Raw genomic sequence first — 22091 nt, 5'->3', positions numbered from 1 at the left:
CTGTTCAGCCCCGCCGTTCTTTGCGATGATCTGCGCTTTGTACACACCAGGGCAGGGGTGGAATGACCTTAGGAATCGCGGCCCACGGGCCACAGGCGGGCGCCGCCGTGCGCCAGGCGGTGATCGCGGCGGAACTGCTGGGCCGGGGCGAGATCGGCGGCTTTGCGGTGTTTGCAGTCATCGATGCAGCTGGCCAGGTGCACCATTGCTGGGGCCAGCAGGGCGGCATCACGGCGCTGCAGATTCCACCTGCATGGCTGGCAGCCACGCACGCCGCAGTCATCACCAGCGGGCCCGAGCGGCCCGAGCCACTCATGCAATTTCTGCCGGGGCGCGACGGCGTGGGCCTGGTCACCGGCCACCGCCTGCCCAACCGCCCCGGCGCCATCCACCAGGAGCCGCTGAACCAGCGCGTGCTCGCCCTGCTGGCCACCGGCCTGCACCCCCAGGCAGCCGTCGATCAGATGCTGGCCGCCCACCCCCAGGCCGATGCAGGCTTGATCGCCATCAATGCACTGGGCCAGATCGGCTGCGGCAACAGTGCGCGCGTGCAGCAGCGCGGCGATACAGGCGCAGGCCTATGGCACAGCACGGATGAGGCGCAGACTGGCTTTGCATTTCTGCACAACGCCATCCAGCCCGCACCGGCGGTGGCGGAATGTGTGCAAAGCGTGCTGCGCGCCGCGCTGGACCAAACGGAGCACCCTGCCCGCTACCAGATGCTGCAATTGACGGATGTCATTCCGGTGGAGCCCGCGGCCGCCGACGCCGTGTATGTGGATGCGCAATGGCGCGTGGAGCGCGTCGCGTCGGCCGATCCCTTCATGGCGCAGGCGCGGCAGAACATCACCTTGCTGCCGCTTGCCATGCCCGTATGGCAAGCGGGCCGCTGCGTGGGGCGGATGGCTACCGAGCTGTTCGCCCAGGTGGCCCATGGCCGGGCTACGCCAGCGGCTGCGGGTATCGCCAATCTGGCCCTGGTGAAGCTTCAGCCCCGCTAGCTAGCGGGGAAGCCGGTCCTCGCCCCGCGCTTTCCACCAAGCGCTCCACTGCGCGGCGTAGCCTGCAATGCCCTGCGGAAAGATCAGCACCAACAGCAAAATCACGCCGCCCAGCGCCGCGCGCCAGTAATCGGTATTGCGCGCCAGCGCATCGTGCAGCCAGGTGAAGCTGAACGCGCCCACCACCGGGCCCACCAGGGTCTGCACACCCCCGAGCAGCACCATCACCAGCCCATCAACGGATTTGGCCACCGACATGGTTTCCGGCGAAATGCTGCCCTTGGAAAAAGCAAACAGCGCGCCCGCCAGACCGGCCACCCCGGACGCCAGCACAAAGCCCAGCCATTGCACCTTGGCAACCGGAATACCGATCGCCTCGGCCCGCAGTGGTGAATCGCGCCCGGCCCGCAGCGCATAGCCCAGCGGGGCGTACAGCACGCGCCACAGCCACAGCACGCCTGCGGTCACCAGAGCCAGTGTCAGCAGGTAGAACCAGCGCTTGTCTTCCAGCCAGGCGGCGGGCCACACACCCGTCAGGCCATTGCTGCCGCCTGTGACGGAATCCCACTGGAAGGTGGTGGCCCAGGTGATCTGCGCAAAGGCCAGGGTCAGCATGGAAAAGTACACCCCGGTCAGCCGCACGGCAAACCAGCCAAACAACAGGCCGCCCGCGGCAGCGGCCAGGGGCGCCAGCAGCAGCGCCAGCTCCATGGGCAAATGCAGCGCCGACAGCAGCAGGGCCGCGCCATAGGCCCCCAGGCCAAAGTAGGCCGCGTGGCCAAACGAATGCAGGCCTGCGGGGCCCATGAGGAAATGCAGGCTCGCGGCAAACAGGGCGGCAATCAGCAGATCGACCAGCAGCACCAGCGTGTACGAATCGGCCCCCACCACCCACGGCAGCGCCAGCAAGCCCAGCAGCAGCAGCCCGCCCGCAGCCCAAAACACCGGCTGCAACGGGTGCAGGGGTTGCTCACGCAGGCCATGCGTGCGGCTGGCTGCCTGCGGCTTGCCAAAGAGACCCCATGGCCGCACCACCAGAACCACGGCCATCACCAGAAAATCCACCATCAGGGTCAGCTGCGGAAAGGCCACATCCACCCCGGCAATCTGTACCACGCCCAGCCACACGCAGACGGCCTTGACCACCGACACCAGGAGCGCGGCCACGAAGGCGCCGGTGAGCGACCCCATGCCGCCCACCACCACCACGACGAAGGCCGAGCCGATGGTCTGCAGATCCAGCTCCAGCGTGGCGGGCTCGCGCGGCAGTTGCAGCGCGCCGCCCAGGCCTGCCAGCGCCGCGCCCAAGGCAAACACTGCGGTGAACAGCCAGGCCTGGCGCACGCCCAGCGCGCCCACCATCTCGCGGTCCTGGGTGGCAGCGCGCACCAGCATGCCAAAGCGTGTCTTGTGCAATAAAAGCCAGGTAGCGCCCAACACCAGAGGGCCAGCTGCTATCAAAAATAGATCATAAGAAGGAAACGCGCGCCCCAGGATATCGACCGCGCCGCCCAACCCCGGCGCGCGCGGGCCCAGCAGTTCATCAGGCCCACACAGCCACAGCACCGCGTCCTTGATGACCAGCACCAGCGCAAACGTGGCCAGCAGCTGAAAAAGCTCTGGCGCCTTGTAGATGCGGCGCAGCAGCAGCACCTCCACCACCGCACCCAGCATCCCCACCCCGAGGGCGGCGAGCGGAATCGACAGCCAGAACGCCCAGCCTTCGCCCCAGGTTGCCAGCGGCAGCAACGCCTCGGCAATGGCATAGGCCGCATACAGCCCCACCATGTAGAACGAGCCATGGGCAAAGTTGACGATGCGGCACACGCCAAAGATCAGCGATAGACCCGCCGCCACCAGAAACAGCGACGAAGCCCCCGCCAGGCCCCCCAGCAGTTGAACCAACAGGCCGGAAAAGCTCATGGCGTCCGTTTCCGCGCAACGCTGTACGGCGCAGGGGCAGGAAGGCGTGCAGCGCTACAGGGGCGCTCTGCGAGACAGCGAAGAAGCGCCGCCGCGCAGCGGCACAGGGGGTGCGTCATGGATTCGGCCGCAGCTTTTTCACCTCATCATCCGAGGGCAGGTAATCCTTGCCATCGCGGTACACATAGTCCACCAGCTCGCCCTTGCCCTTGACTTTCTTGAGCCGACCCACAAAGGCGCCCATGGTCGACTGGTGATCCTGGGCGCGCCAGGTGATCTTGCCAAAGGGCGAAACCACCTCCAGCCCCTCAAAGGCCTTGACCAGTGCTTCGGTCTCGGTGCTGCCCGCCTTCTTGATGCCTTCGACCAGCGACTTGATGCCCGCGTAGCCCACCACCGATCCCTGGCGCGGGTAATCCTTGTACTTGGCCTGGTAGGCGTCGAAGAAAGCCTTGTGCTCGGGAGTCTTGAGCGTGTGCACCGGGTAGCCCGTCACGATCCAGCCATCGGGCGTTTCACTCTTCAAGGCATCCAGGTACTCGGGCTCGCCGCTCAGCACGCTCACTACCGGGCGGCCCTTGAACAGGCCGCGCGTATTGCCTTCGCGCACGAACTTGGTCAGGTCGGTGGCAAACAGCACGTTGAAGATGGCGTCGGGCTTGGCGTCGGCCAGCGCCTGCACCACGCTGCCCGCGTCGACCTTGCCCTGCACCGTGGCCTGCTCGGTCACGAATTCAATATCGGGCTGCGCCGCCTTCATCTTGGCCTTGAAAGTGGCGACCGACGACTGGCCGTATTCGTAGTTGGGGTAGACCAGTGCCCAGCGCTTCTTCTTCAGCTTCAAGGCCTCCTCCACCAGCATCGACACCTGCATATAGGTCGATGGCCGCAGGCGGAAGGTATAGGCATTGCCGTTGCTCCACACCATTTTGTCGGTGAGCGGCTCGGTGGCCAGGTAGAAGAACTTCTTCTGCTTGGCGAAATCGGTCAGCGCCATGCCGGTGTTCGACAGAAAGCCGCCCGCCAGCACATCGACCTTCTCGCGCGCGATCAGCTCCTCGGCCACGCGCACGGTATCGCCGGGGTTGGCGTTGTCGTCGCGGGTGATCAGCTCCAGCTTTTTGCCACCTACGCCGCCTGCCTTGTTCACCTCGTCAATCGCCAACTCCATGCCGCGCTTGTAGGGCTCCAGAAACGCAGGCTGACTCTTGTAGCTATTGATCTCGCCGATCTTGATAGTGCCTTCTGCATAGGCACCAGCCGAACACACCAGGGCTGCGGACCAGGCCACAGCACGCATTGCCAAACGGGTTGTCATGGGATAAGTCTCCTGAACTCAAAGAACCGGTCCTGTGCCACCTCTTAGAGCCGCTAACACAACCCTTGATACGTCGTTGCTTCGCCTTGTCGTACGTCTGTACTGCCTGCGGCTTCGCGCCTCGTCTCAACCGCAAATCTACGATTTGCTGGGTTGTGTTAGCGGCTCTTAGAACGTGTTTACGTCGGGCACGCCTTTGGCGGGCTATTTTCGCCGCAAGTGCCAGCCAGCGGCGGGGTGTGCGGAAAATTCCACAGCCAAGCACCCCTGCACGGCCCGCAGACAGCTGCGCATCCCCCGTGCCCATAGGGCCGATACCCCTGATATGAACACGACGATATGCCCATATGACGTTTAAGTTGTATGAATAGTGAACAATAGCGTTTATAGATATACAGGAGCGTGTTTCCGATCTCAGCATTGGCGCCAGAAGATCTTCCGCACGCTCCAAGACCAACCCAGACTGCCGCAGCGCCATCTCCGCGCCCTTTGCAGCAGCCATTTTTGAACCTGCATTGTCATGAGCGCTTTTCTCGAAGAACGTGTCCTCTCCGTCCACCACTGGACCGATCGCCTCTTTTCCTTCACCACCACGCGCGACCCGGCGCTGCGCTTCTCCAGCGGCCACTTCACCATGATCGGCCTCAAGGTCGACGGCAAGAACCTGCTGCGCGCCTACTCCATCGCCAGCCCCAACTACGAGGAGCACCTGGAGTTCCTGTCGATCAAGGTGGACAACGGCCCACTCACCAGCAAGCTGCAGCACATCCAGGTGGGCGACACCATCATCGTCGGCAAGAAGCCCACCGGCACCCTGCTGGTGGATTACCTGCTGCCCGGCAAGAACCTGTACCTGATCGGCACGGGCACAGGCCTGGCGCCCTGGCTGTCGGTGGCGCGCGACCCCGAAACCTATGAGCGCTTCGAGAAAGTGGTGGTCGTGCACGGCGTGCGCCAGGTGCAGGAGCTCGCCTACCAGCAGCTGCTGGAAGAAGAGCTGCCCAACCACGAATTCCTGGGCGAAATCGTCAAGGACAAGCTCATCTACTACCCCACGGTCACGCGCGAGCCTTTCCGCAACCAGGGCCGCATCTCCAACCAGATCAATGCTGGCACCTTCCCCCAGAACATCGGCCTGCCCGAGTTGAACCCCGACACCGACCGCGTCATGCTCTGCGGCAGCCCTGCCATGCTGGCCGAGCTCAAGGAACTGCTTGAATCGCGCGGCTTCAAGGAAGGCAACACCTCCACCCCTGGCGACTTCGTCGTCGAACGCGCCTTTGTCGAAAAATAACTATCGTTTTGGTAGCAAATAGCGTCCACTGGTAGAGAACCAGAGGCCAAAAACACCAAAACCCGCAGCGGTCACCGCCTGCGGGTTTTGTTTTTGAAATGCCTAGATGCGGAACCGTCAGAGCAGCTGCTCGGTATAGAACTGCCCGCCATGGTAGAGCAGCGGCGCCACACCGGTCCGGTAGCTGCAGTGCTCGACTTCGCCCACCAGAATCACATGGTCGCCCGCATCGTGGCGGCTGCGGCTTCTGCATTCAAACGTGGCAATGGCGCCATCGAGCAAGGGCAGGCCGCTGGCGCCCTGCTGCCAGTCCACACCCGCCCAGCGATCCACGCCCTTGCGGCTGAACTGCAGCGCCAACTCCTTTTGCGGTGCACCCAGCACATTCACCACATAGTGGCTCACGGCTTCGAACACCGGCATCGAGGTGGCCGTCTTCATCAGGCTCCACAGCACCAGGGGCGGTGTCAGCGATGCCGAGTTGAACGAACTGATCGTCAGCCCCACCTTCGCGCCGTCAGGCGCCAGCGCCGTCACTACCGCCACGCCGGTGGCAAAGCGACCCAGCGCGTCACGAAAGTCGCGCTCGGAAAACGGCGCAGCAGCAGCGGGGTGGAGGTGTTCAGGCGACAAGGAGCGGTTCACGGGACAGACAGGCTGCATGGCCGGGAACCGGCATGCATGCATAAGGCAACTGCATCAATTATCGGCCAGCCCATGCGACCCCTGCCTGCGTAGGTGCATGGCGCCTGGGCTCACGCCGGTGGGTGGGGCATCGGACATCTCAATACAAATAATCAATTAAATTGCTATTATTGATTGATAAGTTAAAATTATTAAGCGATCCAATACTTTGCCCAACAAAGGAAGCGCTGCCCGCATTGCGTCCCTGGCGCAGGTGCACCACACAACGAGAGAGAGGAATCCAATGAAGCTTTTGCACAAAGTCCTGCCACTGGCGCTGCTGGGCCTGGCCGCCACGCAGGCATGGGCCCAGACCAACACCAACCCCTTGCAGAACTGCACGCCCACCCAGGTGCGCGCAACAGAGCGCTACTGGTTTGCCGGCAACAAGATCGCAATGGATTTCGGTGTGTCCGGCACTGCGCTGCCCACCATCACGGCAAATCCGGCAACCATCCCCTGGGTGGATGAAGGAACCACGGTTGTCACGGACAGCAATGGCACCTTGCAGTTCTGGGTAGGTCAGGGCAACGTCTACAACCGTGACCAGGTCGTCATGAGCAATGGCAATGGCATCGTCGGCAACCAAAGTGCTGTGCAAGTCGTGGTGGCCTTTGCTGCCCCTGATGTGCCCGGTAAATACTTCGTGGTGTCTACGTCGGGGCTGGCAGCCGGTAACCCGGGCACCCTGCTGTACTCGGTGGTGGACATGACCGCCAATGGCGGCCTGGGTGCGGTCACCAGCAAGAACATCACCGTTCCCGGCGGCATCTCCAGCAACGAAACCCTTTCTGCCGTGCCCAATAACGACGGCACCGGCTACTGGGTGCTCACCACCAGCTATGGCACCAGGAACCTGGTTGCGCAGCAGTTCGACAGCAATGGCCCGGTCGGCGCCCCGGTAATTTCCACGCTGTCCGAAAACGTCGGCAACCTCTTTGGCAGCATCTATTTCAACAAGGATCTGACACAGTTCGCTGTGGCCACCAGTGTCCAGGGCTCCAACGCCAGCAACGTCATCCGGACGATGCGCTTCAACGCACAGACCGGGCAGGCCACCGAAATCGCCAGCTGGCGCGGGGGAGCACTAGGCTCCGCGTACGCCGCGGATTTTTCGCCCAGCGGCAAATACCTGTACGTCTCCAACATCTACCCTGGCCAGCTGTACCGGTATGACGTGAGCTCCGGCGATGCGACAACCATCAAGGCCAGTGAGCAGTACATTGGCATAACCGGCGGCTCCAACGGAGGCGGCCACGTGCGCCGAGGCGCAGATGGCGCCATGTGGGTCGCCAATCGCGACAACACCACCGGCAACTCCCTCACCCGCATTGCGGCGCCGGAAGAAGCCCTGGTTGCCAACATCGGCTTTGCCCTGGGCAACATCACGCTGCCCGCAGGCGCAAACAGCGTATGGGGCTTGCCCCAGACCGTGGCCGGCTGTGCCAAACCGCTGGCACCCGACGCCGTTCCCGCAGTCAGCGGACCTGCGGCCCCCTTCTATGTAGGCACCCCGCAGACACTGGCGGTCAACCTGTCCAACCAGGGCGGCAGCGGCAATGTTGCCGACGGCACACTCACCATCAACCTGCCCGCCAATGTGCAGGCGGGCAGCGGCCTGCCAGCCGCCTGTACCGCCGTATCACCACAGCAGATCAATTGCGACCTGGCTGCCGCAGGCATGGGCCCGGTTGCCCCTGGCGCCAACCTGGGACCGCTGAGCATTCCCGTCACTGTTTCGGCCCCCGGCACCTACAACGTGGATGTGACCGTGGCGGGTGTGACCGGCGAGACCGGCGCCGCCTTGCTCAACAACACCGCCCAGACCAGCATCACCGCGCTGGCCCTGGCGCCGGACGCCGTCCCTGCCATCAGCGGGCCTGCAGCGCCCTTTGGCGTAGGCACACCCCAGGTGCTGGCGGTACAGGTCGCCAACAACGGCGCTGCTGGCGATGTGACTGATGGCACGCTTACCGTCACGCTACCCGCCAATGTGCAGGTGACCGGAGGCGCCAGCCTGCCTGCTGGCTGCACGGCGACAACGCCCCAGCAGATTGCCTGTAACCTGGCGCTTGCGGGCGGCCCGGTTGCACCCGGCGCCAGCCTGGGGCCATTGAACATCCCCGTGACCGTTTCAGCGCCTGGCACCTACAGCGTGGATGCAGTCGTAACGGGCGTGACCGGTGAGGTGGACGCTGCGCTGCTCAACAACACTGCGCAAACCAGCATCACCGCGCAGGGGTCAGTGCCGCCCGTCAATGGCGCCGCGCCCGTACCCACCCTGGGCGCCGGTGCGCTGGCAGCGCTGTCTGCCGCCCTGGGCGCACTGGCGATTGCCACGCGCCGCCGCAAGGCACGTTCGGCCGAGTAAGAGCGTGCTCTCCAGCCACTGCCCGGGCCAGCCTTGCGCTGGCCTTTTTCATGGAAGATGCAATGCAGGCCGCGCAGGCGTTGATTTTTCGCACGGTCGCCCGCATCTTGTGGATAACGTGAAACATCAGCGCAGGTAACACCAAGGTATGTCCCTGATCCCCAATTTCGCCATGCTCGGCAGCGGCCCCTCGGTACTGATGCTGCACGATGCCGACACCGATCACCTCGGCTTTGCCCCACAGGTGGAGCTGCTGGCCAGCCATGGCTACCGTGCCATTGCCTGGGACATGCCGGGCTACCATGGCAACCCACCCCCCTACGGCGGCTACAGCCTGGCGGCGCTGGCAGCGACTGCCGACCGCCTGCTTGAGGTCATGAAGATCGGCCGTGCCCACATCGTGGGCCACGGCCTGGGTGCCATGGTGGCGGCCGAAATCGCCCTGCGCAACCCCACCCGCGTGCGCAGCCTGACCTTGGTGGCTGGCGGCCCGGCGTTGGGTACTGGTGAACAGGAGCACTGGGTGGCAACGCGCCAGCGCCTGCTGGCCGAATGCCAGCAACAGGCCTGCCCGGAGCCCATGCAACTGCAGCGCTTTGCCCAGCAGCTGGTGCAGCTGCAGGCGGGCCAGAATGCCTTGCCCGAAGGGCTGCAACTGGCGCGCCATGCGATCACGCAGGTTCAGCCGCTTGCCTATGGCCGCGCCCTGGACATGCTGGCCGGCCCCAGTACCTTGGCCGAGCGGCTGCCACACCTGGGCCAGCGCAGCCTGCTGGTGAGCGGCGCGCAGGACGTATGCATGCCGCCGCAGCGCATGCAGGCCCTCACCGACCTGCTGCCACATGCCGTACACCACAGCCTGCCCGGTGTCGGCCACTGGCCCCAGCTGGAGAGCCCGGACGCCTTCGAAGCCCTGCTGCTGGATTTTCTGGCCCAGCAGCGCGCCACGGTGCATTGAGAACCTGTTCAAAGTCTCTACGCAGCCGCGTTGGGGCGCAATCGGGATGCTTTCAAAGCGATGGAGCGATGCTTGGGCTCATGCCCAAGCGAGATGCAGCGCGCAGAAATCGCCCGATTGCGCCCCAACCCGCAGGGACAGTACCTTGGCGTGCGATCTACGTCGTTGCAGATCCTCGCAATAGCAATGCTATTGCTGCGGTACTGCGCCTCGTATCTCATCCCGCCAAGGTACTGTCGCGGCGCGAGGAGACTTTGAACAGGTTCTGAGAAAACGCTGCGCGCAGGGCCCCTTCCCTTCGCGAAACACGGCCTGGTGCCTGACCATTGGCTTGGGCTGAATGTCGGATTTGCGGCACACCCGGCCAAAAAAATGGCATGCTACGGGGTCTGGCATGCAGCACAGCGGTATATGCGCCACTGTGGCAGCCCCCACGTTCAGCCTGGCGGCCCGATCCGCCGGCTCCCTGTTGCCATCTGGAAGGAAAGTCCCGTGTCCCCCTCTTCCCCAAGCTTTGCGCTCACCCGTTCGAGCCACCCACGCAGCGCTGAAGACCGCGCCAAAATCCTGGAAAAGCCCGGTTTTGGCCTGCATTTCACCGACCACATGGTGGCCGTGCGCTGGGAAAAGGACACCGGCTGGCACGACGCACAGGTCATGCCCTATGGCCCGATTTCGCTGGACCCGGCCGCTGCCGTGCTGCACTACGGCCAGGAAATCTTTGAAGGCATCAAGGCCTACCGCCACGCCGATGGCTCGGTCTGGACCTTCCGCCCCACTGCCAACGCAGAGCGCATGCAGCGCTCTGCCCGTCGCCTGGCCCTGCCCGAGCTGCCGGTCGAGATCTTCGTGGAATCGCTCAAGCAGCTGATCGCCGTGGACCAGGAATGGGTTCCTGGCGGTGAAGAAGCCAGCCTGTACCTGCGCCCCTTCATCATCGGCGACGAAGTCTTCCTGGGCGTGCGCAGCGCCCACAAGGCCAGCTACTACGTCATCGCCAGCCCCGCCGGCCCCTACTTTGCCAAGGGCGTGGCACCGGTTGCCATCTGGCTGTCGACCGACTACGCGCGCGCAGCCAAGGGCGGCACGGGCGCTGCCAAGTGCGGCGGCAACTATGCCGCGTCGCTGCTGCCCCAGGAGCAGGCCTACGCCAATGGCTGCTCGCAGGTGTTGTTCCTCGACCCTGCCGAGGGCAAATACCTCGAAGAGCTCGGCGGCATGAACGTCTTCCTGGTGTATGGCAAGGAAAACAAGCTGGTGACGCCCGCGCTGTCGGGCAGCATTCTGGAAGGCATCACGCGTGACTCCATCCTGCAACTGGCGCGTGACCGTGGCATGGTGGTGGAAGAGCGCAAGGTCTCGGCAGACGAATGGAAGCAGGGCGTCACCTCGGGCGACATCACCGAAATCTTTGCCTGCGGCACGGCGGCCGTCATCACACCGATCGGCCAGCTCAAGGGCAACGGCTTCTCGGTGGGCGACCTCAATGCACCGGCTGGCGAAATCACGCTGGCCCTGCGCAAGGAGCTGACCGACATCCAGTATGGCCGCGCGCCAGACCGCCACGGCTGGCTGGTTCGCCTCGCCTGATTCCCACCGCTCCAGCAAAAAGGCCGCACACTGTGCGGCCTTTTTTCGCTCAACCAGAGCTCAGGATGCGAATGCCGCCTGCCGGGTACCGGTGCCTTCAAAGCCGTAGAAGCCAAACGGCATCTCGGGCATGCGGCCGCTGATCAGCTCAGCCATGGCCTTGCCGCTGCCGGCGCCATGGGTCCAACCCAGGGTGCCGTGGCCCGCGTTGATCCACAGCTTGCCCACCTTGGTACGACCGATGTAGGGGATGTTGGTGGGTGTTGCGGGGCGCAGGCCCGTCCAGAACTGCGGGTTGCCGCCTTGCTCGGGCAGGCGGGTGTCGCACACGCCGGGCATCAACTCTTCGACGCGGCGCGCCAGCATGTGACACCGCGCCTTGGCGAGCGGAGAATCCAGCGATGTATCGAAGCCGTTGAGTTCGATGGTGCCCGCCACGCGCAACTCGTTGCCCAGGCGGCTCATGGCCAGCTTGTTGCCATCGTCGATGCAGCTGACGAAAGGCGCCGCCTCGGGCCGCAGGATCGGCAAGGTGGCGCTGTAGCCCTTGCCGGGATAGATGGCCACGTTCACGCCCACGGTGCGCAACAGCGGCGCGGTGTAGCTGCCGCAGGCAACGATGACGGCGTCGCCCTTCAGCACCTGCTCTTGTGCATCAAAACCGGCTGCAATGCCCGATGAATGCGCGCGAACAGCTACGGATTCAATAGCATCACCCGCCATATTCAAGCGCTGGACGCTGTGGTTGTAGAGAAACTGGACGCCGCCCTGGGCGCACAGCTGGGCGAGCTTTTGCGTGAAGACGCGGGCATCGCCGCTCTCATCGCTTTCGGTGAAGGTGCCACCCTTGATCTGCGCAGCATAGGGCTTGAAGGCGGGCTCGATTTGGAGGAACTCTTCGGTGCTGACCATGCGACGGTTCACGCCGTACTGGCGCATCAAGTCAACAGCCTGCTGCGCGTCTTCCACCGCCGCGTCGCTGGTGAAGAAATGGGCAATGCCGCGTTCGAGGCGGTTGAACTGGATGCCGGTCTGCGCCACCACGTCTTTCAGCGCTGTGTGGCTGTAGGCGCCCAGCGCCACGATCTGCTGCACGTTGCGGGCAAAGGAGCGGTCGTTGCACTCGGCGAGGAACTTGGTCAGCCAGCTCCACTGCTGCGGATCGACGTGCGGGCGCAGCAGCAGCGGCGCTTCCTTGTCGAACATCCACTTGAGCGCCTTCATCGGTGCGTGCTTGTTGGCCCAGGGCTCGCAATAGCTGACCGAGATCTGCGCCGCATTGGCATAGCTGGTCTCCAGCGCAGCATCGGGTTGGCGGTCCACCACGGTGACGTCGTGACCCAGTTGCAGCAGATGCCAGGCTGTGCTGGTGCCGATGATGCCGGCGCCGAGGATGATGATTTTCATGCCTTGCAGTGTCTGCCAGTTTGGCTGTTACATAAAGTGCAATTAAACTTCTTCAAGAATCATCAGATTTACTAATACAAGCCCCTTGCTGCCATGAACAACCTGGACCCGATCGCGCTGGAGTGCCTTGCCGCAGTGATTGAAGAGGGTGGCTTCGAAAAAGCCGCCACCCGCCTGAACGTGACGCAATCGGCCGTCTCGCAGCGCCTGCGTGCGCTGGAGGCGCAGGTGGGCTCGGTGCTGGTGGTGCGCAGCCGGCCGCTGCGGCCCACGGCGGCCGGGCAGTTGCTGCTCAAGCACACCCAGCAGCTGCGCCTGCTGCGTACCGACCTGGAGCAGGAACTGCACAGCCTGATGCCACATTCTGCGCGCCGCACGGCGCATGACGAGGCCATCAGCATCGCCATCAACGCCGACAGCATTGCCACCTGGGCCATCGATGCCCTGCAGGACATTGCCCTGCAGCAGTTGCCGCTGGAAATCATCACCGACGACCAGGACCACACGCTGGAGCTGCTGCGCACGGGCGAAGTGCTCGGCTGTGTCACCACCATGCCGCAGGCCCTGCGCGGCTGCCGCGTGGCGGCGCTGGGGGCCATGCACTACATGGCGGTGGCCGCACCCGGTTTTGCCCAGCAGCATGTGCCCTCGGGCCTGAACCGCAGCAATTTCAAGAACCTGCCGTTTCTCAGCTACAACCGCAAGGACGACATGCAGCGCGTGTTCGTCGCAAGAGCCATGGGCCTCAAGACGGTGGGCCTGCACCAGCTGTTCGTACCCAATTCGGAAGCCCAGGTGCGCGCGGTGGCAGCCGGCTGGGGCATCGGCGTGGTGCCCGAGCTGCTGGCACGGCCCTTTCTCGCGGATGGGCGCCTCGTCAACGTCGCCGAATCGCAGGTGCTGCGTGTCGACCTGTACTGGCACTGCTGGAACCTGCAGTCCGCCCTGCTGAGCCAGTTGACGGATGCCATGCTGCGCACCGCCAAGGCCAGCCTGGCGCCAGCCACCCCTGCGGCGCGCGCCACTGCTTCGGCATGAGGCGCACTGCCCTTGCCTCCTGCAATGGGCTGCCTCGTGAAAAGGACGAAGGCGGAAGGCGAAAGAGAAAGAATGAGGAAGAAAGAAAAAAGCTGCTTGCATTCCGCGCACGGAATGCAAGCAGCTCCTGGAGCCTCACTGGCATCTGTATTGCCAGCCGCCTCCCTCCCTTGCTAGCCTGATGAGGCATTGGCGCATTGTCTGCGCCAAGTATTGCTATGGTGTGAATAGCAAATGACAGAGCGGTCATAGTGGTAACCACCCGACCGACCTGGCTGCGATCAACGGATCAGCAGCACCGGAATCCTGCTTTGCGCCAGCACCTGCGTCGCCACCGAACCCATCACCAGCTTGGCCAGTGCGCCATGTCCGCGAGTGCCCATGATCAGAAGGTCGTAGCCACCGCTATCGGCGGTCTCGGCAATGGTTTCGGCGATATGGCCGGTCTTGCTTTCGAGCTGCGCATTGACCTTGTGCTGGTCCAGAAACTGGTGCACCGGGTTGAGCACCTTCTGCGCTTCCTCTGCGTAATAGTCGCTCACGAGTTCCTTGCCCAGCGCCTTGGCCGCGCGGGGGGGCAGCAGTGGCTGTACGGTGAGGGCGGTGTAGCTGTGCGAAGCCCCGAGCCACTCCGCGTGCGTAGCCAGGTAATCCAGCATCTTCTGGGTAAAGGGGCTGCCATCGACGGCCAATAGAATCCGCATATCTGAACTCCTGAAATAAGAACGTATTCACGCTCAAGAGGCATGCCAACCGGGCATACGCGGGAAACGCGTTCAAACCGCCCCTACACGCCACTGTAGAGGTTTACTGCGCAACAAGTATTGACTTATGTCATGGCTTGACGCCAGAGCGCCACCAAAGTTCCGGCCACCGCTCTCAGACTGCCACCACACAGTGCGGATTGAATGTCTCTTGTTCCCCTTTGCGGGCATAGCCCAGAGGGTTGGCTACCACGCGGCACTGCCAGGCCCTGCCGTCGGCATGCGTACCGCTTGCCATGTAATCACTGGGCGCATGCAGGTGGCCGTGGATCCACAGGTCTGCACAGGGCAGCAGATCATCGAGCGCATTGCAAAAGCCAGCAGTGCCCGGGGTGAGGCCGTAGCGCGGATCGGCGCTTCTGAGACTCGGGGCAAAGTGGGTGATGACGACGGTCTTGCCATCAAAAGGCTCGGCCAATGCAGCACGCAGCCAAGCCTGACAGCGCAGGGCTTCTTCACGCATTTCGGCGGCCAGAAAGGGCTGACCATCCCGCATCATCTCCGCCTTGGTGAGGTAGAAATTGGCTGCCTTGTAGGCCTTTTCGCGCTGTTTCATCAGCGCGCCCAATTCGGTCACGCCGTTGTGCAAGGCAATGGCGTCGTAATCGGTCCACAAGGTGGTGCCGACAAAGCGCACGCCGTCCATCACCACGGCCTCGCAGTCCAGCATGACAATGCCCAGCCGGTTGCAGCTGGCGCGCAGCCGGGCGCGGGCGGTATCAAAATCCTGCGCGTCGAATTCATGGTTGCCGGGCACCAGGATCACCGGCTCTGGCCAGTGCCCGCCCGCTTGCTGCGGGCTGAACTGGGCAAGGCCGAAGTCCTCGTCTGGCAGCATGGATCCATTCTGGTATGAGCCGATATCGCCCGCCAGCACCAGCAGATTGGCGCCAGGCGCGGGCTGGGCGTGGAAATTCGGGTGGGTCTCCAGGTGCAGATCGGAAAGAATTTGCAGGTGCATGGCCAAAGCCTACCATGCGCTCCACCGGTAAGCACCCTCTCGCATTACAGCGGCAATTCCTGGTCAGGAAAAGCCGCGCGAGCCGAACGCTCCAGTGCATGCAGCAGCCACTCCAGCGCCGAATGTGGAATATGCCCCGCACGGCTGGGCCAGAGCGCATCCACATGCACCGACTCCACCCGCAGCGGCAGCGGCTGAAAGGCGAGCTGATCCTCGATGCCCGTGGCAGGAACAAAGTGGCGCGGCAGCACGGTCAGCAGATCGGTGCGCGCCACCACGCGCGCGGCGGTGAAGTACTGGTTCACCGTCAGCACCACCCGGCGCTTGCGCCCGATAGACGCCAGCGCCTCGTCCAGAAAGCCGAATGGCTGGCCCGAGAAGCTGACCAGCATGTGCCGCGCTTCGCAGTACCTGTCCAATGTGAGCAAGCTCTCACTCAGGGGATGGCCCTTGCGCATCACGCACAGGTATTCGCCGTCATAGAGGCGTCGGCTCTCAAAATCCACCAATGCGCCCGACTGCGCGCGCGCCGTCATCTCGGCCACCACAAAGGGAAAGTAACCAACGGCCAGATCGGCAGTCTCGTCGTCCAGCACCTCGCGCGGATCACGCGTAGTGAGCGGTTGCACATGCACGGAGACGCCGGGAGCCTCGGTTTCCAGAATGTGCATCAGGCTGGGCAGCAAGGTGGCTGCCGTCGCATCGGCCATGGCCACCACGAAAGCCTGGGTGGCCTTGGTGGCGTCAAAGCGCTCGGGGGCAAAGGTGTTCTGCAATCGCGCCAGCGATTCGCGCACCGCCGGCCACAGGGCCTGGGCCAGCGGCGTAGGCTCCACGCCCTGACCGCTGCGCACCAGCAGCTCATCACCCAGCGCCTCGCGCAGGCGGCGCATGGCGTTGCTTACGGCCGGCTGCGTGATGGCCAGCTTGTCGGCCGCCCGCGTCAGGCTGCGCTCCGTCATCACCTCATCAAATACGCGGAGCAGGTTCAGATCCAGGTGGCGAAATTGGTGTGCCTGCATGCGGCCCTCCTGCGCCAGCGAGGGGCCGGCAATACATCACTGGTATGAATGATACAGATTCAAAATATAAATTTGAGAGACCCTGGGGTAAACCCTATACTTCATCCATCGCTTCAAAGAAGCATTGGAAAACAAAGACATCCATCATGACCAACAGTTTTGTGCACACCGACATGGCTACCGAACACACGGGCGTTCTGCGTGTGGAAGCAGCTGCTGAGAATCTGAAATCCACCTTCAGCGGCAAGGGCGTAGGCCAGTCGCTGGTGCTGGCCGCCATCGTGGCTGCCGTGCTGGTGGGCGCCAACCGTCTGATCGACTCCGTCGCCGGCGGCAGCCACTGGATTGCTGGCTGGGCCCTGCTGTGGGCTGTGGCCTTCGTCGCCATCGCCCTGCTGGCCGCTCCTGCCCGCAACCTGAGCAGCAGCCTGCGTGCCCTCAGCACCACATGGTCGCAAGAGCACCGCCGCGCAGCAGAAGACGAAAAGACTTGGGAAGCTGCCCTGCGCGACAGCCGCGTCATGGCCGACCTGAACCGTGCAATGAGCGACGCCGCTGTGTCGTTCTACCACAAGAACTACTGATAAAAACAGCCCTTGGCGCTCACCCAATAAGCGCCAACAGCTATCAAAATAACAAAAAAGCCACGGCATGCCGTGGCTTTTTTCATGGGAGTGGCCCATCCTGAATAGCGTTGGCGCCAAGAACTTGCAAAGAAAGGCAAGTGAGGTGAAGCCAAGGATCAAGCGGCCCCGCCGAGGCGGCTACCCCTTGACTTTCAGCTGCCGGATGTCGAGCATGGCCCGTCCTGTCCCTATTCAGAACGAGTCACATCAAAAACAAAAAACCCCGCGTGCCAAGGCATGCGGGGCTTGCTGTTTCAGCCTGCCCGGCAGCAAGCCGGGCAACGCGATGGTCAGGCTTCGACGAGGCGCTTTTCCAGATCGGCCTTGATGTCGAGCAATTCTTGCGGCAGGCGTTGGGCCAGCTTGTCGAAGTGCTCCTGGTGCGAGGCCAGTTCTTCGGTCCAGATCTTGGTGTCGATGTTGGTGACGGTCTTGAACTGGTCAGCGCTGAACTGCAGGCCGGTCCAGTTGATTTCGGCGTACTGCGGTGCCACGCCAAAGGCAGTCTGCTCGCCCTGGGCCTTGCCTTCGAGGCGGTCCAGCATCCATTTGAGCACACGCATGTTCTCGCCATAGCCCGGCCAGACGAACTTGCCCGCTTCGTCCTTGCGGAACCAGTTGGTGGTGTAGATCTTGGGCAGGGTCGCGCCCGAGGCCTGCAGCTTCTTGCCCAGGTTCAGCCAGTGGCCGAAATAGTCGCTCATGTTGTAGCCCATGAAGGGCAGCATGGCGAACGGATCGCGGCGCACCACGCCTTGCGCGCCAAAGGCGGCGGCGGTGGTTTCCGAGCCCATGGTGGCAGCCATGTAGACGCCTTCGTTCCAGTTGCGCGCCTCGGTCACCAGCGGCACGGTGGTGGAGCGGCGGCCACCGAAGATGAAGGCATCGATCTTCACGCCCTTTGGGTCGTCCCAGGCGTCGTCCAGCGCCGGGTTGTTGGTGGCTGCCACGGTGAAGCGGGCATTGGGGTGTGCGGCCTTGGCGCCTGTTTCCTTGGCGATCTGTGGCGTCCAGTCCTTGCCTTGCCAGTCGATCAGGTGATCGGGCAGCTTGCCGCTGTCTTTTTCCATGCCTTCCCACCAGACGTCGCCGTCATCGGTCAGTGCAACGTTCGTGAAGATCACGTCCTTGTCGAGGCTGGCCATGCAGTTGGGGTTGGTGTGGTAGTTGGTGCCAGGTGCCACGCCAAAGTAGCCCGCTTCAGGGTTGATGGCGCGCAGGCTGCCGTCAGCTTGTGGCTTGATCCAGGCGATGTCGTCGCCGATGGTGGTGACTTTCCAGCCATCAAAGCCAGTAGGCGGCACCAGCATCGAGAAGTTGGTCTTGCCGCAGGCCGATGGGAAAGCGGCGGCCACGTGGTACTTGCGGCCTTCGGGGTTCTGCACGCCCAGGATCAGCATGTGCTCGGCCAGCCAGCCCTGGTCCTTGCCCATGGTGGAGGCGATGCGCAGCGCAAAGCATTTCTTGCCCAGCAGCGCATTGCCACCGTAGCCAGAGCCGTACGACCAGATTTCGCGCGTCTCGGGGTAGTGCACGATGTACTTGGTCTTGTTGCAAGGCCAGCTGGTGGTGTCCTTTTCGCCGGGCTGCAGCGGTGCGCCGATGGTGTGCACGCAGGGTACGAATTCGCCGTCGGTGCCGATCACGTCGTACACGGCCTTGCCCATGCGGGTCATGATCTTCATGTTGACGGCAACATAGGCGCTGTCGGACAGCTCGATGCCCACATGGGCGATCGGCGAGCCCAGCGGACCCATGCTGAATGGCACCACATACATGGTGCGGCCCTTCATACAACCGTCAAAGAGCGGCTGTAGAGTCGAACGCATCTCGGCAGGCTCCATCCAGTTGTTGGTGGGGCCGGCGTCGTCCTTGTTGGCCGAGCAGATGTAGGTACGGTCTTCCACGCGGGCCACGTCCGATGGGTCGGACCAGGCCAGGTAGCTGCCGGGGCGCTTGGCGGGATTGAGCTTCTTGAAAGTGCCCGCATCGACCAGTTGCTGGCACAGGCGGTCGTATTCTTCCTGGCTGCCGTCGCACCAGTAGACGCGATCAGGCTTGCACAGTGCAGCCATATCGGCCACCCAGGCGATGAGCTTGGGGTTCTTGACGTAGTCGGGAGCCTGAATGGCCACGCCGGTATTGACGTTTGCGTTCATGGGAGGACTTTCTAAAGTTGTAAAACGGTTCATCAAAAACCGCTGCTCCCAAGAACCTGTTCAAAAAGCTGCGGGCTTTGAAAAACCGTTTCCTCGCTACGCTGCACTCAGTGGATTGGCCTTTGAGCCCGCATGAATACAGCGTGTCGGGAGTGCAATTTTAGCAGTCGGCCCCCAAAACGGCGATGCGTCCATCCAATATCTATGCATTTGATGCATTGATATATGCATTTATTATTTGATACCGGTTTCTTTGCGAAAAGCACTGTCACCAGGGTTGCAGGCCGCCATGCAGATGACAGCCACCCCCCCGCTCCAACAGCCGCAAACGGCAACAAAAAGCCCGCTGCAAGCGGGCTGGTTGTGTGGAGGACAGTGCTCCGTCAGGCCATGTGAACTGCAATGAATGCCAGCAAGAACATCATCAGCGCGCCGACCACCGGCAGCACCACGGGCACGAGCGGAACAATCGCTTCCACGGCATCGTTGGGCTGGTGTTCGCTGTCGTCGTGATGGCTGGACATGGGGTTCTCCGAAAAATCGCGGGATAAGGCAGTGAATCCATTGTAGCCACAGCCTCCAACTCCCGACCCCGGGCAAAAACCCTGAGCCCGCCATTGCCCCAGGCGCAGGGCGTAACACCCGCAGACCAGCACAGTTTCTTACATCGCTTACCTGCCTTTGGGCATTGCGATTCCTCATGTTTCATGGGTCTGTCATGGCGGATTTTTAGAGTCCTCTGGCTGGTTGCGCCAGCACCTCCCATCCACAACATCCGAAAATCCCCATGAACTCACGCCGCCAATTTCTGCAAGGCACGGTGACCACCGGCATCGCCGCTGCCACGCTGGCAGCCTTTCCGCCCAGCATCCGCCGGGCGCTGGCCATTCCTGCCAACAACCAGACAGGCACGATCCGTGATGTGGAGCACATCGTGATCCTGATGCAGGAAAACCGCTCATTCGACAACTACTTCGGCACCCTGCACGGCGTGCGCGGCTTTGGAGACCGCTTCACCATTCCACTGCCAGAGGGCAGATCCGTCTGGGAGCAACGCAATGCCACCGGCGCCACCGTGCTGCCCTACCACCTGGACAGCCAGAAGGGCAACGCCCAGCGCGTGAGCGGCACGCCGCACTCGTGGAACGATGGCCAGAACGCCTGGGACGGCGGGCGCCTCTACCAGTGGCCGCGCTACAAGACCACGGCCTCAATGGGCTACTTCAAGGCACAGGAGCTGCCTTTCCAGTTTGCCCTGGCCAATGCATTCACCCTGTGCGATGCCTACCACTGCGCCATGCACGCGGGCACCAACCCCAACCGCATGTTCCACTGGACGGGCACCAACGGCCCCACCGGCGCGGGCGTGGCAGCCGTCGTCAACGAATGGGACGGCATCGGGCCATCCGCCACCGGCTACAGCTGGACCACCTACCCCGAGCGCCTGCAGGCCGCCGGTGTGCGCTGGAAGGTGTACCAGAACATGCCCGACAACTACACCGACAACCCGTTGGCGGGCTTTAAGCAGTACCGCAAGGCCAACGAGGCATCGGGCAAGCCGGTCAGCCACGATGGCAATGTGCCCTCCCCCGCCTACGATGAGGCCGACGATGCGGGCAATCCGCTCTACAAAGGCATTGCCAATACCATGGCCGACGGCGGCTTTCTGGCCAGCTTCAAGCAGGACGTGCTGGACGGCAAGCTGCCGCAGGTGTCGTGGATCGTGGCGCCGCAGGTGTATTCCGAGCACCCCGGGCCATCCAGCCCCGTGCAGGGCGCCTGGTACACCCAGGAAGTGCTGGACGCGCTGACCGCCCGCCCCGATGTGTGGAGCAAGACGGTGTTCATCGTCAATTTTGATGAGAACGACGGCTATTTCGACCATGTTCCCTCGCCGGCTGCGCCCTCCATCAACCCTGACGGAACCTGGGCGGGCAAGACCACCTTGCCGCAGGCCGACCTGGCGGTCGAGCGCTTCACCCACCCCAAGCCACCCGGCACCACCAGCCAGCCCCAGCCCGATGGCCGGGTGTACGGGCCGGGTGTGCGCGTACCCATGTACGTGATCTCGCCCTGGAGCCGGGGCGGCTGGGTCAACTCGCAGGTGTTCGACCATACCTCGGTGCTGCGCTTCATCGAGGCCCGCTTTGGTGTGCCGGAGACGAACATCTCGCCATTCCGCCGTGCGGTCTGCGGAGACCTGACCAGCGCCTTCAACTTTGCCCGGCCCAACAACGAAGCCCTGCCGCCGCTCGCCGGCCGCATCAACAAGGCCCAGGCCGATGCGCTGCGCGCCCAACAGCAGGCCCTGCCCCAGGTGGTGCCCGCTACAGATCGCGTTTTTCCTGTTCAGGAAGCGGGCGTGCGCCCGTCACGCGCACTGCCGTATGCGCTGCATGTGAACGCATCGGCCGATGCCAATGGCCATACCGTGCGCCTGGAGTTCAGCAATACCGGCCGTGCTGCTGCGGTGTTCCATGTGTACGACAAGTTGCACCTCGATCGCCTGCCGCGCCGCTACATGGTGCAGCCGGGCCTGTCGCTGGAAGACGTGTGGAGCACCCAGGACGGCCAAGACCGTTACGACCTGTGGGTGCTCGGCCCCAACGGCTTTCACCGCCACTTTGCCGGTGACATGCGCCTGCAAGGCGCAGCCGGTACGCCGCTGCCGGAGATCAGCGTGGGCTACGACACCAAGCACGGCCGCGTGGAGCTGGAAGTGAACAACCAGGGACGCGGCGAATGTGTGATCACCGTCAAACCCCTGGCCTACCTGGGCGACGACGTATGGTCGTTCAAGCTCAAGCGCGGCCAGAGCCGCAAGAAGCACTGGAAGCTCGACGACAGCGGCTGCTGGTACGACTTTGAGGTAACGAGCAATGCCGATGCCAGCTACCGGCGCCGCTTTGCCGGACGGGTGGAGACCGGCGAGCACTCGATCAGCGACCCGGCCATGGGGCAGGAGCCATCCTGAA

At 63.3% G+C, this 22091-nt stretch carries 17 protein-coding genes; 8 read left to right on the top strand and 9 right to left on the bottom strand.

All coding sequences use genetic code 11. The features are described from left to right. Positions 1-62 precede the first annotated feature (62 nt). Positions 63-1001 (top strand): DUF6963 family protein, encoded by a 939-nt coding sequence (locus ABIE32_RS02460; protein WP_429013550.1) that lies wholly within the window; start codon positions 63-65, stop codon positions 999-1001. On the opposite strand, the gene ABIE32_RS02455 is transcribed toward ABIE32_RS02460, so the two are convergent. Continuing rightward, positions 1002-2924 carry an ABC transporter permease gene (locus ABIE32_RS02455; protein ID WP_429013547.1) on the bottom strand — a complete coding sequence of 641 codons (1923 nt, stop codon included), beginning with the start codon at positions 2922-2924 and terminating at the stop codon, positions 1002-1004. It abuts the gene before it with no gap. A gap of 115 nt (positions 2925-3039) precedes the next feature. After that, positions 3040-4224 (bottom strand): ABC transporter substrate-binding protein, encoded by a 1185-nt coding sequence (locus ABIE32_RS02450; RefSeq protein WP_429013640.1) that lies wholly within the window; start codon positions 4222-4224, stop codon positions 3040-3042. 538 nt (positions 4225-4762) lie between these two features. On the opposite strand from ABIE32_RS02450, the gene ABIE32_RS02445 reads away from it, so the two are divergent. Beyond that, on the top strand, positions 4763-5536 hold the full coding sequence (locus ABIE32_RS02445) for a ferredoxin--NADP reductase (protein WP_224150964.1): 774 nt from the start codon (positions 4763-4765) through the stop codon (positions 5534-5536). Between the two features lie 117 nt (positions 5537-5653). On the opposite strand, the gene ABIE32_RS02440 is transcribed toward ABIE32_RS02445, so the two are convergent. Then, on the bottom strand, positions 5654-6199 hold the full coding sequence (locus ABIE32_RS02440) for a flavin reductase family protein (RefSeq protein ID WP_429013544.1): 546 nt from the start codon (positions 6197-6199) through the stop codon (positions 5654-5656). Positions 6200-6464: 265 nt separating this feature from the next. Here ABIE32_RS02440 and ABIE32_RS02435 point away from each other — a divergent pair, with 265 nt between their 5' ends. The 3 genes from ABIE32_RS02435 to ABIE32_RS02425 all read left to right on the top strand — a co-directional run bounded on the left by ABIE32_RS02435 (position 6465) and on the right by ABIE32_RS02425 (position 11139). Beyond that, positions 6465-8591 (top strand): IPTL-CTERM sorting domain-containing protein, encoded by a 2127-nt coding sequence (locus ABIE32_RS02435; RefSeq protein ID WP_429013541.1) that lies wholly within the window; start codon positions 6465-6467, stop codon positions 8589-8591. A gap of 148 nt (positions 8592-8739) precedes the next feature. Next, a complete protein-coding gene (locus tag ABIE32_RS02430) occupies positions 8740-9549 on the top strand; it encodes an alpha/beta fold hydrolase (RefSeq protein ID WP_429013539.1) in 810 nt (269 codons plus the stop codon). A 492-nt stretch (positions 9550-10041) separates the two neighbouring features. Then, positions 10042-11139, top strand: a complete 1098-nt coding sequence (locus ABIE32_RS02425; protein ID WP_429013536.1) for a branched-chain amino acid aminotransferase — start codon at positions 10042-10044, stop codon at positions 11137-11139. A gap of 60 nt (positions 11140-11199) precedes the next feature. On the opposite strand, the gene ABIE32_RS02420 is transcribed toward ABIE32_RS02425, so the two are convergent. After that, a complete protein-coding gene (locus ABIE32_RS02420; RefSeq protein WP_429013533.1) occupies positions 11200-12546 on the bottom strand; it encodes a D-amino acid dehydrogenase in 1347 nt (448 codons plus the stop codon). 93 nt (positions 12547-12639) lie between these two features. On the opposite strand from ABIE32_RS02420, the gene ABIE32_RS02415 reads away from it, so the two are divergent. Then, positions 12640-13584 carry a LysR family transcriptional regulator ArgP gene (locus tag ABIE32_RS02415; protein WP_224150958.1) on the top strand — a complete coding sequence of 315 codons (945 nt, stop codon included), beginning with the start codon at positions 12640-12642 and terminating at the stop codon, positions 13582-13584. A 281-nt stretch (positions 13585-13865) separates the two neighbouring features. Here ABIE32_RS02415 and ABIE32_RS02410 read toward each other — a convergent pair whose 3' ends face one another. From ABIE32_RS02410 to ABIE32_RS02400, 3 genes are all read right to left on the bottom strand, one after another. Further along, positions 13866-14288, bottom strand: coding sequence for a universal stress protein (locus ABIE32_RS02410; protein WP_224150957.1), 423 nt, complete (start codon positions 14286-14288; stop codon positions 13866-13868). Positions 14289-14463: 175 nt separating this feature from the next. Next, positions 14464-15309 (bottom strand): metallophosphoesterase, encoded by an 846-nt coding sequence (locus ABIE32_RS02405; RefSeq protein ID WP_429013528.1) that lies wholly within the window; start codon positions 15307-15309, stop codon positions 14464-14466. 44 nt (positions 15310-15353) lie between these two features. Further along, entirely contained in the window at positions 15354-16331 is a 978-nt protein-coding gene (locus ABIE32_RS02400; RefSeq protein WP_429013525.1) for a LysR family transcriptional regulator, read from the bottom strand. Between the two features lie 146 nt (positions 16332-16477). Between ABIE32_RS02400 and ABIE32_RS02395 the strand changes: the two genes are divergently transcribed. Continuing rightward, positions 16478-16915: a hypothetical protein gene (locus ABIE32_RS02395; RefSeq protein ID WP_429013523.1), complete on the top strand. Its 438-nt coding sequence runs from the start codon at positions 16478-16480 to the stop codon at positions 16913-16915. Between the two features lie 332 nt (positions 16916-17247). Here ABIE32_RS02395 and ABIE32_RS02390 read toward each other — a convergent pair whose 3' ends face one another. Next, entirely contained in the window at positions 17248-19116 is a 1869-nt protein-coding gene (locus tag ABIE32_RS02390) for a phosphoenolpyruvate carboxykinase (GTP) (RefSeq protein ID WP_429013521.1), read from the bottom strand. Between the two features lie 383 nt (positions 19117-19499). After that, the gene (locus ABIE32_RS02385) at positions 19500-19640 is read right to left on the bottom strand and encodes a hypothetical protein (RefSeq protein WP_224150952.1); all 141 of its coding nucleotides are present in this window, start codon (positions 19638-19640) and stop codon (positions 19500-19502) included. Between the two features lie 263 nt (positions 19641-19903). On the opposite strand from ABIE32_RS02385, the gene ABIE32_RS02380 reads away from it, so the two are divergent. Next, a complete protein-coding gene (locus ABIE32_RS02380; RefSeq protein WP_429013518.1) occupies positions 19904-22090 on the top strand; it encodes a phosphocholine-specific phospholipase C in 2187 nt (728 codons plus the stop codon). Position 22091: the final 1 nt, after the last annotated feature.

The sequence above is a fragment of the Comamonas sp. 4034 genome (assembly GCF_050434545.1).
GTDB lineage: Bacteria > Pseudomonadota > Gammaproteobacteria > Burkholderiales > Burkholderiaceae_C > Comamonas > Comamonas odontotermitis.
Note: the sequence above shows the minus strand (reverse complement) of the source record. Positions and strands in the feature narration are given on the sequence as shown.